14 protein-coding genes are annotated in these 14758 nt (G+C 73.5%); 9 read left to right on the plus strand and 5 right to left on the minus strand.

The window, feature by feature from the left end; genetic code table 11:
* The first annotated feature begins 61 nt into the window (after window positions 1-61).
* On the plus strand, window positions 62-1411 hold the full coding sequence (locus HG542_RS23275) for a YhfT family protein (RefSeq protein ID WP_229922896.1): 1350 nt from the start codon (window positions 62-64) through the stop codon (window positions 1409-1411).
* Window positions 1411-2385: a phosphotriesterase family protein gene (locus tag HG542_RS23280; protein WP_171084662.1), complete on the plus strand. Its 975-nt coding sequence runs from the start codon at window positions 1411-1413 to the stop codon at window positions 2383-2385. Before HG542_RS23275 ends, HG542_RS23280 begins: the two co-directional genes overlap by 1 nt.
* On the opposite strand, the gene HG542_RS23285 is transcribed toward HG542_RS23280, so the two are convergent.
* Window positions 2358-3962, minus strand: coding sequence for an ABC-F family ATP-binding cassette domain-containing protein (locus HG542_RS23285; RefSeq protein ID WP_171084553.1), 1605 nt, complete (start codon window positions 3960-3962; stop codon window positions 2358-2360). The genes HG542_RS23280 and HG542_RS23285 overlap by 28 nt on opposite strands.
* Window positions 3963-4107: 145 nt before the next feature.
* Window positions 4108-4899 carry a uracil-DNA glycosylase gene (locus tag HG542_RS23290; protein WP_171084554.1) on the minus strand — a complete coding sequence of 264 codons (792 nt, stop codon included), beginning with the start codon at window positions 4897-4899 and terminating at the stop codon, window positions 4108-4110.
* A gap of 203 nt (window positions 4900-5102) precedes the next feature.
* On the opposite strand from HG542_RS23290, the gene HG542_RS23295 reads away from it, so the two are divergent.
* Window positions 5103-6101: a cation diffusion facilitator family transporter gene (locus HG542_RS23295; RefSeq protein ID WP_229922898.1), complete on the plus strand. Its 999-nt coding sequence runs from the start codon at window positions 5103-5105 to the stop codon at window positions 6099-6101.
* A 101-nt stretch (window positions 6102-6202) separates the two neighbouring features.
* Here HG542_RS23295 and HG542_RS23300 read toward each other — a convergent pair whose 3' ends face one another.
* Window positions 6203-6961, minus strand: a complete 759-nt coding sequence (locus HG542_RS23300) for a GntR family transcriptional regulator (protein ID WP_171084556.1) — start codon at window positions 6959-6961, stop codon at window positions 6203-6205.
* Between the two features lie 315 nt (window positions 6962-7276).
* Between HG542_RS23300 and HG542_RS23305 the strand changes: the two genes are divergently transcribed.
* Genes HG542_RS23305 through HG542_RS23330 form a run of 6 tightly spaced genes read left to right on the plus strand, consistent with a single transcriptional unit; the run spans window position 7277 to window position 13448 of the window.
* Window positions 7277-8389: an ABC transporter substrate-binding protein gene (locus HG542_RS23305; RefSeq protein ID WP_229922906.1), complete on the plus strand. Its 1113-nt coding sequence runs from the start codon at window positions 7277-7279 to the stop codon at window positions 8387-8389.
* An 8-nt stretch (window positions 8390-8397) separates the two neighbouring features.
* Window positions 8398-9309 (plus strand): ABC transporter permease, encoded by a 912-nt coding sequence (locus tag HG542_RS23310; RefSeq protein WP_306665333.1) that lies wholly within the window; start codon window positions 8398-8400, stop codon window positions 9307-9309.
* Complete coding sequence (locus tag HG542_RS23315; protein ID WP_171084559.1) at window positions 9297-10169, plus strand: ABC transporter permease; 873 nt, start codon at window positions 9297-9299, stop codon at window positions 10167-10169. Before HG542_RS23310 ends, HG542_RS23315 begins: the two co-directional genes overlap by 13 nt.
* A complete protein-coding gene (locus HG542_RS23320; protein WP_171084561.1) occupies window positions 10169-11263 on the plus strand; it encodes an ABC transporter ATP-binding protein in 1095 nt (364 codons plus the stop codon). Before HG542_RS23315 ends, HG542_RS23320 begins: the two co-directional genes overlap by 1 nt.
* A gap of 53 nt (window positions 11264-11316) precedes the next feature.
* Window positions 11317-13125: an HAD-IA family hydrolase gene (locus HG542_RS23325; RefSeq protein ID WP_268256436.1), complete on the plus strand. Its 1809-nt coding sequence runs from the start codon at window positions 11317-11319 to the stop codon at window positions 13123-13125.
* Window positions 13125-13448, plus strand: a complete 324-nt coding sequence (locus HG542_RS23330) for a DMT family transporter (protein WP_171084563.1) — start codon at window positions 13125-13127, stop codon at window positions 13446-13448. Before HG542_RS23325 ends, HG542_RS23330 begins: the two co-directional genes overlap by 1 nt.
* Here HG542_RS23330 and HG542_RS23335 read toward each other — a convergent pair whose 3' ends face one another.
* Together HG542_RS23335 and HG542_RS23340 are read right to left on the minus strand one after the other, a co-directional pair.
* A complete protein-coding gene (locus HG542_RS23335) occupies window positions 13449-13793 on the minus strand; it encodes a hypothetical protein (RefSeq protein ID WP_171084565.1) in 345 nt (114 codons plus the stop codon).
* Window positions 13790-14620, minus strand: a complete 831-nt coding sequence (locus HG542_RS23340) for a peptidoglycan recognition protein family protein (RefSeq protein WP_171084567.1) — start codon at window positions 14618-14620, stop codon at window positions 13790-13792. Before HG542_RS23340 ends, HG542_RS23335 begins: the two co-directional genes overlap by 4 nt.
* Window positions 14621-14758 lie beyond the last annotated feature (138 nt).

Raw genomic sequence — 14758 nt, forward strand, 5'->3', positions numbered from 1 at the left:
GGGCGCCGCCCGTGCACCATGGCCTGGCTTCCTCAGGTCCCGTGCACCGGGAGGAGTCGGGTTGCAGCCGGACGGCATTGCCGGGGCCGCCGTCGCCGGTGGCCATCCGGGTTTCACGCTCGCGCAACGGCTGACGGTCATCGTGCTGTGTGCGCTGGCGGCCTGGGTCGCGCAGCGCGCAGCGGCCGTGTTCCACGACGGTGTGCGGCCGTTCCTGCTGGACTTCGTGCAGGGGCGGTCGACACGCAGGGCCACTGCCACGGTGTCGTTCGGGCTGTCGGCCGGTTTCGTCTTCGGCCTGGGTGCGCCGTTGGCGTTGTCCACGGGTGTGCTCAATCCCTGGCTGGTGTTCCTGCCGACCGATGTTCTCGGCCTGGTGTCGCCGAGGCGGTGGCTCGCCGCCGCGCTGGGCGCGGCCTGGGGAGCGGTCGTGGTGTTCGGGGTCGGTGGCGCCGACTCGCTGGTGCACAAGCTGCCGGTGGACTTCGTCACGGCCATGCAGCAGATGGCGACGCCGATCCTCCATCTGTTCGCGCTGTTCCCGGTGCTCGCCGTCGCCCGGCAGTTCGGCCGGCTGAGCGGCGCCCTGTGCGGCGTACTCGAACTGGCGCTGACGGTCATGTCGTTGAAGCTGTGGCCGAAGATCTTTCCCGGGTCGATCGCGATGGCGGCCGGTGTGCTCGTCCTCGTCGGCCTCGCCCTGCACCGGGACACGGGGCGGCGCGGGACCGCTGATACGGGACCGGGCCGGCCGGCGGGCGCGGAGGAGGATCCGACGGCCGGTCTGTTCCGGGCCGGTGCCCTCCGGCTGCGTTCGCACCTGCCCCTGCTCATGCTGCTCGGCGCGGGTGTGTGCCTGCTGTGCCAGGCACACGTCTTCGGCGGCGGCGAGGCCTCCGGCTTCCTGATCGCGAAGGGCGACCACGGCGGCGCCGCCCAGGTCGACTTCTACCGTGCCCTCGGCTTCATCCCGTTGATCGCGACGACCGCGCTGGCATCGGGCGCGTACGGCGTCGCGGGGTTCACCCTCGTCTACCCGGTCGGCTACCTGCTGCCCGGCCCGTGGCTCGCCCTGGCGGCGGGCGCCCTGCTGTTCGCCGCCGAGGTGATGCTCCTGTCCTGGGCCGGCCGGGCCCTCGGCGGGCTGCCGTCGGTGCGCGACGCCTCGGGGCAGCTGCGCAATGCGATCACGGAGACCTTGCACCTGGCCGTTCTCCTCGGCTCGCTGGCGGCGGCGAACGCGATGGGCGGCGGTCCGGGGATTCTGATCGTCGGCGGACTGTACCTGTTCAACGAGGCGACGGGCCGGCCGGTGACGCGGGTGGCGGCGGCCCCGGCCGCGGTGGTCGCCGGAGGGGTGCTCCTCAACGTGCTGTACTGGATGCACCTGTTCACCCCGGTGGCCCGGTGATTCCCGGTGCTGCGGGGACGATCCGGACCGTCTCCGGACCGCTGTGCCCGTCCGCCGTCCGGGGACCGGTCCTCGCCCACGAGCACCTGGCCCTCGACCTGCGCCGCCCCGGCCGTCCCGCGGCCTTTCTCGACGGGCGGCACGAAGTCGCGATCGTGGCCGAACTCGCCACGCTCCGGGAGCAGTTCGGCCTGTCCCTGGTCGTCGAGCAGACGTGCCGGGGCATGGGGCGGGACGTGGCCGCTCTGGCCCGGGTCTCCGCCGCCTCGGGGGTGGCGGTGGTGGCGGGCACCGGCTGGTACTGCGCGCCGTTCCATCCTCCCGACGTGCGTCGGGCCGACGTCGGCCGGCTCGTCGAGATCCTGACCCGTGACGTGGTCGACGGCATCGGACCGGCGAGGATCCGGCCCGGGCTCATCGGCGAGGCCGGCAGCCACGGCGACCGGCCCGGCGCGCCGGAACGCCGGACGCTGACCGCCGCCGCCCGCACCGCCGTTCGCACCGGGCTCCCCGTGGCCACGCACACCCGCCTCGGCCGCGGCGGCCTCGCGCAGCTCGCCCTGCTGACCGCCCAGGGCCTGGCACCCCACCGCATCGCCATCGGGCACCAGGACCTGCTCGACGACCCCGCCGTGCACCGCCGGATCGCCGCCGAGGGCGCGTACGTCTCCTTCGACACCGTCGGCAAGACGGCCTACCAGGACGATGCGGCCCGGCTGCGGCTCCTGCTCGCTCTGCTCGATGCGGGGCATGCCGACCGGATCCTGCTCTCCTGCGACATCTCGCGCCACACGTACCTGGCCGGTCAAGGGGGCCAGAGTTACGGGTACTTGTTCCGCACGTTCCTGCCGCGGGTCCGGGCCGCGGGAGTGAGCGGCGACGTCGTCGACCTGATGACGCGCCGCAATCCCCTGCGGTTTCTGGCAGGCCCCGGCCTCCCGGGCGGTCAGGCGAGCGCGACCAGGTCCCGGTAGTCCTCGCTCCACAGGTCCTCGTCCGCGTCCGGCAGGAGCAGGACACGGTCGGGGCGCAGGGCGTCGATGGCGCCCTCGTCGTGGGTGACCATCACGATCGCGCCCGGGTAGGAGCCGACGGCCGCGAGGACTTCACCGCGGGACGCGGGGTCGAGGTTGTTGGTCGGCTCGTCCAGCAGCAGGACGTTCGCGCCGGAGTGGACGAGGGCGGCGAGGGCGAGGCGGGTCTTCTCCCCGCCGGACAGGACACCGGCGGGTTTGTCGGCGTCGTCTCCCGCGAAGAGGAACGAGCCCAGCACGCGCCGCACCTCGCCGTCGGTGAGGTGCGGCGCGGCGTCGGCGAGGTTCTCCCGTACGGTCCGTGCGGTGCGGAGGGTGTCGTGTTCCTGGGCGAAGTAGCCCAGGCGCAGCCCGGGTCCGTGCACCACCCGGCCGCTGTCGGGGGTCTCCTGGCCGGCGAGGAGGCGCAACAGGGTGGTCTTTCCCGCGCCGTTGAGGCCGAGGATCACCAGGCGGCTGCCCCGGTCGACGGCGAGGTCGACTCCCTGGAGGACCCGGTGGCCGCCGTAGGACTTGGCGAGGCTGATCGCACCCAGCGGCATGCGGCCGCACGGCGCCGGTTCCGGCAGGCGGATCTTCGCGACCTTCTCCGTGCGCCGGGCCGGTTCGAGACCGGCGAGCATGCGGTCGGCGCGGCGGGCCATGCTCCTGGCCGTCACGGCGGTGGCCGAGCGGGCCTTCATCCTGTCCGCCTGGGCATGCAGGGAGGCGGCCTTGCGCTCGGCGTTGGCCCGTTCCCGGGCGCGCCGCCGCTCGTCCGCCTCGCGCTGGGCGAGGTAGGTGTGCCAGCCGGTGTTGTGGATGTCGATGGTCGCGCGGGTGGCGTCGAGGTGGAAGACGCGGTTGACGACGTCCGCGAGGAGGCCGGTGTCGTGGCTGATGACGACGAGGCCGCCCTGGTGGCCCTGCAGGAAGGTGCGCAGCCAGGCGACGGAGTCGGCGTCGAGGTGGTTGGTGGGCTCGTCGAGCAGCAGGGTGCCGTCGTGTCCGGCGAACAGGATGCGCGCGAGCTCGACGCGGCGCCGCTGGCCGCCGGAGAGGGCTCCGACGGGCTCGGTCAGCACGCGGCCGGGCAGCCCGAGCCCGGCCGCGACCCGGGCGGCCTCGGCCTCGGCGGCGTATCCGCCGCCGGCCTGGAAGGCGGCCTCGGCGCGGGCGTAGGCGTTCATCGCCCGTTCCAGCGCGGCGGGTCCGGTGGCCTCGGCCATGGCGGCCTCTGCGGCGCGCAGCCGCTGCAGGGCCCGGTCCAGGCCGCGGGCGGACAGGATGCGGTCGGTGACGGTCACGGCCGGGTCCGCGGCGCGGGAGTCCTGGGCGAGGAGCTCTACGGGGCCGGTGCGCGTGACGGCACCGGCGGCGGGCTTCGAGCGGCCGGCGAGGGCCGTCATGAGGGTGGTCTTGCCGGCCCCGTTGCGGCCGACCAGGCCGATGCGGTCGCCGGGAGAGACGGTGAAGGAGAGGCCGGACAGCAGCAGGCGCGCGCCGGCGCGCAGTTCGACGTCGCGAACGGTGATCATGGGATGACACTCCGAGAAAGCAAGAGGACACACTTCTGGCGTGGAAGCGGGTCCTCGGCTAGGAAACTCGGGGCGTAGACATGCGACCACCGTAACGGGAGCCCCTCGGACAGTGCATCTGTATTTTTCCGGCGGGCGTCGGATGTCAGGTGTCAGGCGTTCCTGGGCGCCACCGGCACGGCACCCCCGCCAGCCCGGCGCCGCGGGCCAGGACGGCGCGCAGCATGGCCGGGGTGAGCCTGCCGGTGAAGGTGTTGCGCCGGCTCGGGTGGTAGCAGCCCAGCAGGTGGAGTTCCCGGCCCGGTTCGGTATGACGCAGCGTCACCTCGGCGCCGTGGCCGAACACCGGCTGCGGGCGCGGCAGTTCCCAGCCCGCGTCGCGGAGCACCGGCAGCAGGGCCTGCCAGCCGAAGCCGCCGAGCACCACCACGGCCCGCAATGCGGGCTGCAGCAGGGTCAGTTCGCGGGCGAGCCAGGGGCGGCAGGTGTCGCGTTCGGCGGGGGTGGGGCGGTTCTCGGGCGGTGCGCAGTGCACCGGGGCCGTGATGCGGACGCCGTGCAGCTCCAGTCCGTCCCCGCGGTGCACGGACGTGGGCCGGGAGGCAAGGCCGACGGCGTGCAGGGCGGCGTAGAGGACATCGCCGGCTGGGTCGCCGGTGAACATCCGGCCGGTGCGGTTGGCGCCGTGGGCGGCGGGGGCGAGTCCGACGAGCGCGAGGGGCGCGTCCGGCGGGCCGAAGCCGGGCACCGGACGGGCCCAGTAGTCCCAGTCCCGGTACGCCCTGCGCCTGACGCGCGCGGCCTCCTCGCGCCACGCGACCAGCCGTGGGCAGGCCCGGCATGTGGTGACGGCCGTGTCGAGGAGGCCGAGGCCGTCCAGCCGGGCGGCGGTGGCCGCGGGGAAGTCCGGTTCCTCCGGGCCTGTTGCGCTGCTCATCGTCCGTCCCCCTGGCGGGCTCGCGGGTCGGCGTGGAAGTCATCGCAGCGACGATCGTACGCGGTGCGCGCGCCGCGCAGGCGGCCACCGCGTCGAGCGCCTGCCGCAGGCCCGACCGCACCGCTCCTGCAACTGCGTTGCAGCTGGTCAGCCGCCGTATGACGGTGGTAGCCGCAATCGAATCCGTGTGCCACGGTGGCCTCATGGCAGGCAACCACACCCGTGGGCGCATACGCCACCGGCTCGCCCATCTCGTCGTCCCGCACGGCCACGAGGCCATGGACAAGGTCGACTCCGCCATGGAGGCCTCCCGCGAGGGCATGCGCACGCTCTGGCTCTCCCTCGCCGTCCTCGGGCTGACGACCGTCGTCCAGGCGGTCGTCGTCGCCCTGTCCGGCTCCGTCGCGCTCCTCGGCGACACCGTGCACAATGCGGCGGACGCCCTGACGGCCGTCCCGCTGGGCGTCGCCTTCGTGCTGGGGCGCAGGGCGGCCAACCGGCGCTACACGTACGGCTACGGGCGCGCCGAGGACCTCGCCGGCGTCGCCGTCGTGCTCACCATCGCCGCCTCCTCCGTCTTCGCCGCCTGCGAGGCGGTCGACCGTCTGCTGCACCCGCGTGACGTCACGCACCTGTGGGCGGTGGCCGCGGCCGCGTTCGCCGGGTTCCTCGGCAACGAGTGGGTGGCGCGCTACCGGATCCGTACCGGCCGGCGGATCGGTTCCGCCGCTCTGGTCGCCGACGGCCTGCACGCCCGTACCGACGGCTTCACCTCCCTCGCCGTGCTCCTCGGTGCGGGCGGCGCCGCCCTGGGGTGGCGTCCGGCGGACCCGCTCGTCGGTCTGTTCGTCACGGCCGCGATCCTCATGGTGCTGCGGGACGCCGCCCGCGAGGTCTGCCGGCGTCTGATGGATTCCGTGGATCCTGCGCTCGTCGACACGGCGGAGGCGGCGCTGCGGTCGGTGGACGGTGTCCGCGGCATCGGGCAGATCCGGATGCGCTGGATCGGTCACACGCTGCGGGCCGAGGCCGACATCGTCGTCGACCCGGATCTGACGGTGGTGCGTGCGCACGGTCTCGCCGTGGCCGCGGAGCACGCCCTGATCCATGCCCTCCCCCGGCTGACGGCCGCGACCGTGCACATGGATCACACCCCCGCCGGCGCCGACCCGCACGCCGGGCTCGCCCACCACTGGGTCTGAGCGGTCAGGTGCCGAACGGCTTGCCGTCCGGCGTCCGGTGCGGGGTGGGCAGTTCCCGGAGGAGACCGTGTCGGGCCCCGTCGATACGTCCGCCTGTCCGTTCAGGCCGGGCCGGCGATGCCCGGTCCGGCCTGCCGGGCCAGGGGGTTGGAACCGATGGAGTTGTGAATGCTGAAGTTGACGGCGTCCGAGCGGTAGCGGTCGTCGGACCATTCGACGGGGCGGCCGGTGCGGGTGGTGGTGACGCGCCGGACGCGCAGCAGGGGGCTGCCGCGGCGGACGCCGAGGTGTGCGGCGTCCGCGGTGCCGGCGGCGACGGCGTCGATGAGGTGTTCGCCGTAGCTGAAGACGAGGCCGGTGGTCTCGTAGAGCTGCTGGGTGACGGACTCGCAGGCGGGGTCGAGGCGTTCGACGTCCGGGGCTATCCAGTCGGCGTAGACGGTGCGTTCGAGGAGGACGCGTTCGCCGTCGAGGCTGCGGACGCGCAGGACGTGCAGGACGTCGGCGCCTTCCGTCAGGTGCAGGCGTGCGCGGTCCTCCGCCGTGGCGGGCCGGCGTGTGCTGGAGATGACCTGCCCGGTCGCGGTGTGGCCCATGGAGCGTGCCCACTGGGCGAAGCTGCGCAGTTCGGTGAAGCTCTGGCTGCGCCGGCCGGCCAGGACGACGCGGCGTGCCCCTTGCCGGGAGCCGATCATTCCTTCGGAGGTGAGGGTGGCGATGGCCTGCCGGACGGTGCCGCGCGAGACCCCGTAGCGGGCGGCGAGTTCGGATTCCGAGGGCAGGCGCGCCCCGACGGGGTACTCCTCGGCGTCGATGGCGCGCCGGAGCCCGTCGGCGATCTCCTCGTACCGTGCCCGCACCGGATTCCCCCTCCGTTCGGCGGTGCTGCGGTTGTGCGCAGCGTCCGTGACAGGTCCAGCGTAGCCGAGCGTGCGGCAAACCGGTCGTCCGGATTTCCGATCGGTCCCCATCGGTGACACGTGCCTGGTCAGCGCGGCCGGATGGCCTCCTTCCGGGGTGCCGGGGTTTCTCCGCCGTTCACTTTCCGGTCATGGACGCCGTGCCTACTGTGGCCAACTTGTCCATACAAGTTGTCTCGAGGAGACACAGTGATCACGATCCGGAACAGAAGCGCCGCCGAGGCCTTCCCCAAGGCGGTCGCCCTCACCTGCGGCCTGTCCACCGCGGCGCTCGTCCTGAGCGCGTGCGGCGCGGCCCCCTCCGGCCAGGCCGGTGCCGCGGGCGGCAAGAATGCGGCGACGGCCGCCTCCGCCGGGGACCTGGGCGGGATGGACGCCCTCGTCGCCGCCGCGAAGAAGGAGGGCACGCTCAACGCGATCGCCCTGCCGCGCGACTGGGCCGACTACGGTGCTCTGATCGACGGGTTCACCGCCAAGTACGGCATCAAGGTGAACGTCGACAACCCGACCGGCTCCAGCCAGGACGAGATCAGCGCCATCACCTCCCGCAAGGGCCAGGACCGAGCCCCCGACGTGGTCGACCTCGGCCAGTCGTTCGCCCTCGGTGCCGCGCAGCAGGGCCTGCTCGCCCCGTACAAGGTGGCCGGCTTCGACGGCATACCGCAGGGCCAGAAGGACCCGCAGGCCCGCTGGTACAACGACTACGGCGGCTACATCTCCATCGGCTGCGACGCCAAGCGCGTCAAGGACTGCCCGAAGACCTTCGCCGACCTGCGCAAGCCCGAGTACCGCGGCCAGGTCGCCCTCAACGGCAACCCGACCAAGGCCGGAGCCGCGTTCGCGGCCGTCTACGCCGCCGCGCTCGCGAGCGGGGGGTCGTTCGACAACATCAAGCCGGGCCTGGACTACTTCGCGGAGCTTCGGCAGAACGGCAACTACACGCCCGTGGAGGCCACTTCGGCCACCATCGAGAAGGGCGAGACGCCGATCACCGTCGACTGGGACTACCTCAACGCCGGCTACGCCGAGCAGTTCAAGGACAAGGGCGTGGACTGGCAGGTCTCCGTCCCCGAGGACGGCAAGTTCTCCCAGTACTACTCGCAGGCGGTCAACAAGGACGCCCCGCACCCGGCGGCGGCCCGGCTGTGGCAGGAGTACCTCTACAGCGCCGAGGGGCAGAACCTCTACCTCAAGGGCCACGCCCGTCCCGCGCTGATGGACGCCATGGCGAAGGCAGGCACCCTGGACAAGGACGCCGCGGCCAAGCTGCCGCCGGTCTCCGGCACCCCGTCCTTCCCGACCGAGGCCCAGCAGGCCGCGGCCAAGCAGACGCTGGCCCAGGGCTGGGGCCAGGCCGTCTCCGGGTGATGCGCTCCATGACCACTGCCGCCGTCACCTCCGGGGCGGACGCCGCGCCGCCCGCCGCCTCCGCCGCACCCGCGCGGCGGAGGCGCCCCGCGGCCGGGCTCACCGCGGTGCCGCTGCTCGCCTTCACCGCCATCGGCTTCGGGGCCCCGGTCCTCGCCATGGCCCTCGGGGCGTTCAGTGTCAAGGACCCGGCCACCGGCGCGAGTTCGTTCTCCTTCGCCAACCTCACCGCGTCCCTGCACGGGCCCTATCTGACCGCGCTGCTCGGCAGCGTCGAACTCTCCGCCGTCTCGGCCGCGCTCGCCGCCGTGCTCGGGCTGCTGCTCGCCCAGGCGGTGGTGGCCTTCGGCTCCCGGACCCTGCGCGATGCCGTGCTCACCGGATCCGGCGTGCTCGCCAACTTCGGCGGCGTGCCGCTCGCGTTCGCCTTCGTCGCCACCCTCGGCAACTCCGGTGTGCTGACCCGGCATCTGGGGCTGGCCGATGCGGGCTGGAGCCTCTACAGCTTCTGGGGCCTGACCCTCACCTACCTGTACTTCCTCGTCCCCCTCATGGTGCTCACCATCACCCCCGCCCTGGAGGGCCTGCGCGTCCAGTGGCACGAGGCGGCCCGGAACAACGGCGCCACCCGGTGGCAGTACTGGCGGCACGTCGCCCTGCCGGTGCTCGCGCCGTCCCTGCTCGGCGGGTTCGTCCTGCTCTTCGGCAGCGCCTTCGCCGCCTACGCCACCGCCGCGGCCATGGTCGGCAGCTCCATCCCGCTGATCACCCTGCAGATCGCCGACGCGATCTCCGGCAACGTCCTGGTCGGCCAGGAGAACGTGGCCCTCGCGCTGAGCCTCGACATGGTCGTGGTCGCCGGGCTGGTCATGGCCGTCCACCTGCCCCTGCAACGACGGAGTGCCCGATGGTTCGACTGACCGCACGCACCGCCGCCGGGCCGCCCGGCCGCCGCGGCACCGCGGTCCTCGCCCTGGCGGGCGGCTACTTCCTGCTCCCGCTGGCCGCCTCGGTGGTCTTCACCGTCGACGTGCCCGGCGAGGGACTCACCACGGACGCCTACCGGCAACTCGTCGGCGCCGACGGGTTCCTGCCCAGCCTGCTGCTCTCGCTGGGCCTGGCCGCCGCGACCGTCGCCCTGGTGCTGCTGCTGACGGTGCCGGCCGCGCTGGCCGTGCGCCTGGGCGCGCCGAAGCTGCGGCCGGTGCTGGAGGTGGTGTGCTCGCTGCCGCTCGTGGTGCCGCCCATCGCGCTGGTGGCCGGCGTCGGGACGGTGCTGCGCTGGGGCCCGGACCACCTGGCCGACACCCCGTTCTTCCGGACCTTCGCGGCGCTGCAGAACCCCTCCTTCCCCGTCGTGCTCGTCATCGTCTACACGGTGATGTCGCTGCCCTTCGTGTACCGGGCGCTCGACGCGGGGCTGCGGGCCGTCGACGTGCGCACCCTCGTCGAGGCCGCCCGCAGCTGCGGCGCGGGGTGGCCGCGGGCGGTGGCGGGCGTGGTCCTGCCCAATCTGCGCGGGGCCCTGCTCAACGCCGCCTTCCTCACCCTCGCCCTGGTCCTGGGCGAGTTCACCGTGGCCAGGATCCTGGGCTTCCAGCCGTTCGCGGTCTGGATCGTCAACGTCAGCGGCACACAGGCCCGGCTGTCCGTGGCCGTGTCCGTCATCAGCCTGCTGATCACCTGGGTGCTGCTGCTCGTGCTGGCGTTCCTCGGCGGACGCCGTTCCTCCTCCCGTACCACCGACTCCCGTACCACCGATCAGGAGAGTTCCGCCTGATGTCCTCCACGACCCTTGCGACCCCCGCCGCCCCGGCCGACGCCCCCGTGGAGGGAGCGGCCTCGGTCGAACTCCGCGGCCTGCGCCGCGCGTTCGGCCCGACCGTCGCCCTCGACGGGCTCGACCTGACCGCCCGGCCCGGTGAACTCCTCGCCCTGCTCGGCCCGTCCGGCTGCGGCAAGACCACCGCGCTGCGCATGCTGGCCGGCTTCGAGCACCCCGACTCCGGGCAGATCCTGGTGGACGGCCGCGACATCACGCCCGTACCGGCCCACCGGCGCGACGCCGGCATGGTGTTCCAGTCCTACAGCCTCTTCCCCCACCTGAACGCCCTGGACAACGTGGCGTTCGGGATGCGGATGCGCAAGGTGCCCGCAGCACAGCGGCGTTCGCGTGCTGCCGAACTGCTGGAACTGGTGGGCCTGCCCGACAAGGGCGCCCGTTTCCCGCACCAGCTCTCCGGCGGCCAGCAGCAGCGCATCGCCCTGGCCCGCGCCCTGGCCCTGCGCCCCCGGGTGCTGCTGCTGGACGAGCCGCTGTCCGCGCTGGACGCCAAGGTGCGGCTCACGCTGCGCGAGGAGATACGGCGCGTGCAGCAGGAGTCGGGCATCACCACCGTGTTCGTCACCCACGACCAGGAGGAGGCCCTGTCCATGGCCGACCGGGTCGCGGTGATGCGGGCCGGCCGCATGGAGCAGTGCGCCACCCCGGCCGATCTCTACGGGCGCCCGGCCACCGCCTTCGTCGCCGAGTTCGTGGGCACGATGAGCCGCATCCCCGCCCGTATCACCGCTGCCGGCACCGTCGAGGTGCTGGGCCGCCGCCTGCCCGTGGACGGCGAGGCGCCCGCCGGCCCCGACGTCGACGTGCTCGTCCGCCCCGAGGCGGTACGGGTGAGCGCGGACGCCGGGGGCGAGGCCTGCATCACCGCGACGGCGTTCCTCGGCGCCGTCACCCGCCTGACCGTCCGCCTGCCCGACGGGACCACGGTCAAGGCCGATGTGCCCACGCACGACGCCGCCGCGCTCGCCCCGGGCGCAGCGGTCGCCCTGACCCTGCCCGACCGGCCGGTGCTCGCCGCCGCCCGCGCGTGACCCCGACGTCCCCTGACGGATCCCCTGACGGATCCTTTTACGGAAGAGAGCCCGTGTCCCACCACCCCGCCGACGCCCGCCCCCTCCAGGCCGTTCTGTTCGACATGGACGGCACCCTCGTGGACACCGAGGAGTTGTGGTGGCAGGCCGTCCGACACGTCGCGTCCGCCCGGGAGTACGAGCTCACGGACGCCGACCTGCCCGACGTGCTGGGCCGTCCCGTGGAGCACACCGCGGCCCATCTGCAGCGCGTCACCGGCGCCTCCGCCGGGGCGCTGTGCGCCGAGCTGCACCGGGAGTTCGCGGCCCGGGTCGAGTCCGAGGTCGTGCCGCGGCCCGGCGCGCTCGAACTGCTCGACGAACTGCACCGGCAGGGCATCCGCACCGCTCTGGTGACCGCCTCGCCGCGCACCGTGGTGGACATCGTGCTGCGCAGCCTGGGCCCCGAGCGGTTCGCGGTGTCCGTCACCGCCGACGACACCCCGCGCACCAAGCCCGCCCCCGACCCGTACCTCGCGGCGGCCCGCGCCCTGGGCGTCGAGCCCTCGGCGTGCGTCGCCGTGGAGGACACCCCGACCGGTGTGGCCTCGGCCGAGGCCGCGGGCTGCCCGGTGCTCGCCGTCCCCTCCCTCGCTCCCGTACCCGCGGCTCCCGGGCGGACGGTGCTCGACAGCCTGGAGCGGGCCGATGTCGCGCTGCTGGAGGCCATGGTGACCGAAGGGGCGTTCCTCGTCCCGGCGTTCACCACCCGCAACGGCCGCGCCGGCGAGCCGTTCCGTGCCGCTGTCGCCGGGCTGTTCCGCGGCGCCGGGCCGGTGTTCGCCAAGGCCGCGGGCCCGGAGTGGGTGCAGGTCGGCGCCGACGGCACCCTCACCGGCACGCCGGCGGAAGCAGGCACGTACGAGGTCGTCGTCACGGCCGGCGGCGGGGCGTGCGTCACCGTGCGCATCCCGGTCGTCGGGGCGGACGAGCGCCTGGTGAGCCGGCTCAGGGTGATGAGCTGGAACCTGTGGCTCGGCGGCACGCCCGTCGCCGGCCACCGTGCGAAGCAGCTCACGGTGCTGCTCGACGCCGACGTGGACGTCGTGGCCCTCCAGGAGACGGGCGGTGCCTCCGCGAAGGAGCTGGCGGATGCCCTCGGCTGGGACCACCACCAGGCCGGTCACAACCTCGGCGTCATCAGCCGCTATCCCGTCACCGCCCGCTTCGGCACCCCGGCCCCGTCCGGCTACGGCGCCGCAGGTGTCACCGTCCGGCTGGACGACCGGGACGACCGGGACTGTGCCGTGCAGGACGTCACCGTGTGGAGCGCGCACCTCAACTACACGCCCTACGGCCCCTACGACGCCTGCTTCGGCGGGCAGCCCGTGCCGGTGCTGCTCGAGCACGAGGAGGCCTCCGGGCGGGTGGCCGAAATGGCGGAGGTGCTGCGGGACATGGCGGACGACCTCGCCCGGTGCGACACCACGCCCGTGCTGCTCATGGGCGACTTCAACACGCCCTCGCACCTGGACTGGACGCGGAACCCGGCTTCCCTGCACGGCGGTTGCGGCCCCGTCCCGTGGCCGGTCACGCAGGCTGCCGAGGAGGCCGGGCTGCGCGACTCCTACCGGGTCGCCCGCCCCGACCCGGTACGCGACCCGGGCACCACGTGGTCCCCGCTGCATCCCCGGCACGAGGACGGCAGCGGGCGGCCCGAGCCCCAGGACCGTATCGACTACGTGCTGTTCGCCGGACGCGGCCTGGACGTACAGGACTCCGTCACCCTCGTCACCGGTGCCCCGCGTCCCTGGCCGGACGTCGCGGAGAACGTGTGGCCGTCGGACCACGCCGCGGTGATCACGACCTTCACGGTCCGCTGATGGTGTGGTTGCTGCTCGCGGGCGCGATCGGGGCCGAGGTCACCGCCACCGTGGCCCTGCGGGCCTCGCAGGGCTTCAGCAGACTCCTCCCGTCCGCCGTCGTGGTCGTCGGCTACGTCGCCGCGTTCTGCCTCCTGTCCCGGGTGCTGGACCGGGGCCTGGCCCTGGGGGTGGCGTACGGCATCTGGTCGGCGATCGGCGTGACGCTGGTGTCGGTCATCGGCGCGGTGTGCTTCGGCGACCGGCTGACGTGGACGCAGATCGGCGGCATCGTGCTGGTGGTGGCGGGGGTGCTGGCGCTGGAGCTGGGGCGTGGGGGCTGATCAGCGGAAGCGGCGTACCGTCCGCCCGAGCAGACGGCGAAGCCGGCCGGCGGCCGGGCGGCGACGGTCCGGCCGGACGGGCCGACCGGGTCCGGCAACGGGGCGGCCGCCCCGGGCCGGGCCGTCCGGCGAGAGGACCGGCGCCTGCCGGTCGGCCTGGGCCCGTACCTCGTGGTGGGCGTCGTGGGCGGTGATCCGCATGGCCTCCTCGTAGGAGGCGAGCGCCGCGCGCACGGCCGAACCGGCCACGCCACGGCGGCGGGTCAGGACCGCGAGCCAGGTGAAGAAGCCCATCACCACGGCGAGGCAGCCGGCCAGCACGAGGTAGGGCACGGCGTCGCTCACCGGGTGGGGTCCAACGGCCCGGTCGCAGGCCCGTGTTCCTTCTCGCGGTCCCGTCGCACGGACGGCATGTTCTCCGTCACATGGTTGGCGGAGCCGTCCCCGACGGGGAGTCCCATGGCCGTGGCGACGTTCGCGCGCAGTTCGGGGAGTTTCTTGTAGAGGGCGTTGCCCGGGCATTCGGTGGCGAGGGGGGTGCCGGGCTGGTTGAGGTCGCGGTGCCCGACGATCGCGGTCATGGGCGAGAGATCGTACCGGTCGCACAGCCAGGCGCACGTGGCGACGAGCGTCTGCCACTGTGCGGCGGGCGGGAGTTCGGTGATGTAGGTGCCCTCGTTCTCTATCCCGATGCTCGCCGTGTTCCAGTTGGCCACCTGCGCGCCGATGACATGCTCTCCGTGCCGGATCGCTCCGGCGGACCGGTATCTGCCCTCCATGAGGAATCCGCCGCGGCTGATGGTCAGTTGCTGACCTATGTCGTTCCACCCGTTGTTGTGCATGTGGTCGTACTGGCAGTCCCTGGACAGCTGGAAAGCGTGCTCCAGCGAGTAGTCCATGGAGTTCGGATAGTCCATGTGGTGCACCACGACGAGCGCCGGTGCGAAGGGTTCCACTTTCACGCCGCCGGGGTCGGTGGGCGGAACGGCCTTCCACTCCTCCCGGGTGTGGAGCCGGGGGCGGCGCACCGGACAGCCGTCCGCCCGGCCCGTGCGCGCCCGGGCCTCCTGCGCGGACAGGACGTTCCCGGCCGTCACGGCGACTCCCCCGGCCAGTGCCCCGCTCAGCAGGCCGCGGCGTCCTATCCGGGTCTTTCTGGACTGTCCGGTCACGGCTCACGGTCCTTCCCGTCCCTTTTCCAAGGTCACCAGGGGTCACCAGGGACGCTCGACAGTCGCGCACGCCGACTGTAACGCCGGTACCACCGGGTCCGGGAGCCCCGGGACGTCACCGGGACATCGCCCACCGGA

This window comes from Streptomyces morookaense, assembly GCF_013030945.1.
Taxonomy (GTDB): Bacteria; Actinomycetota; Actinomycetes; order Streptomycetales; family Streptomycetaceae; genus Streptomyces; species Streptomyces morookaensis.

Excerpts from the sequence above, each read along its gene's own strand:
- HG542_RS23285 (WP_171084553.1), bottom strand. The coding sequence starts at position 3,962 with ATGATCACCGTTCGCGACGTCGAACTGCGCGCCGGCGCGCGCCTGCTG.
- HG542_RS23290 (WP_171084554.1), bottom strand. The coding sequence starts at position 4,899 with ATGAGCAGCGCAACAGGCCCGGAGGAACCGGACTTCCCCGCGGCCACC.
- HG542_RS23295 (WP_229922898.1), top strand. The coding sequence starts at position 5,103 with ATGGCAGGCAACCACACCCGTGGGCGCATACGCCACCGGCTCGCCCAT.
- HG542_RS23310 (WP_306665333.1), top strand. The coding sequence starts at position 8,398 with ATGACCACTGCCGCCGTCACCTCCGGGGCGGACGCCGCGCCGCCCGCC.
- HG542_RS23315 (WP_171084559.1), top strand. The coding sequence starts at position 9,297 with ATGGTTCGACTGACCGCACGCACCGCCGCCGGGCCGCCCGGCCGCCGC.
- HG542_RS23320 (WP_171084561.1), top strand. The coding sequence starts at position 10,169 with ATGTCCTCCACGACCCTTGCGACCCCCGCCGCCCCGGCCGACGCCCCC.
- HG542_RS23330 (WP_171084563.1), top strand. The coding sequence starts at position 13,125 with ATGGTGTGGTTGCTGCTCGCGGGCGCGATCGGGGCCGAGGTCACCGCC.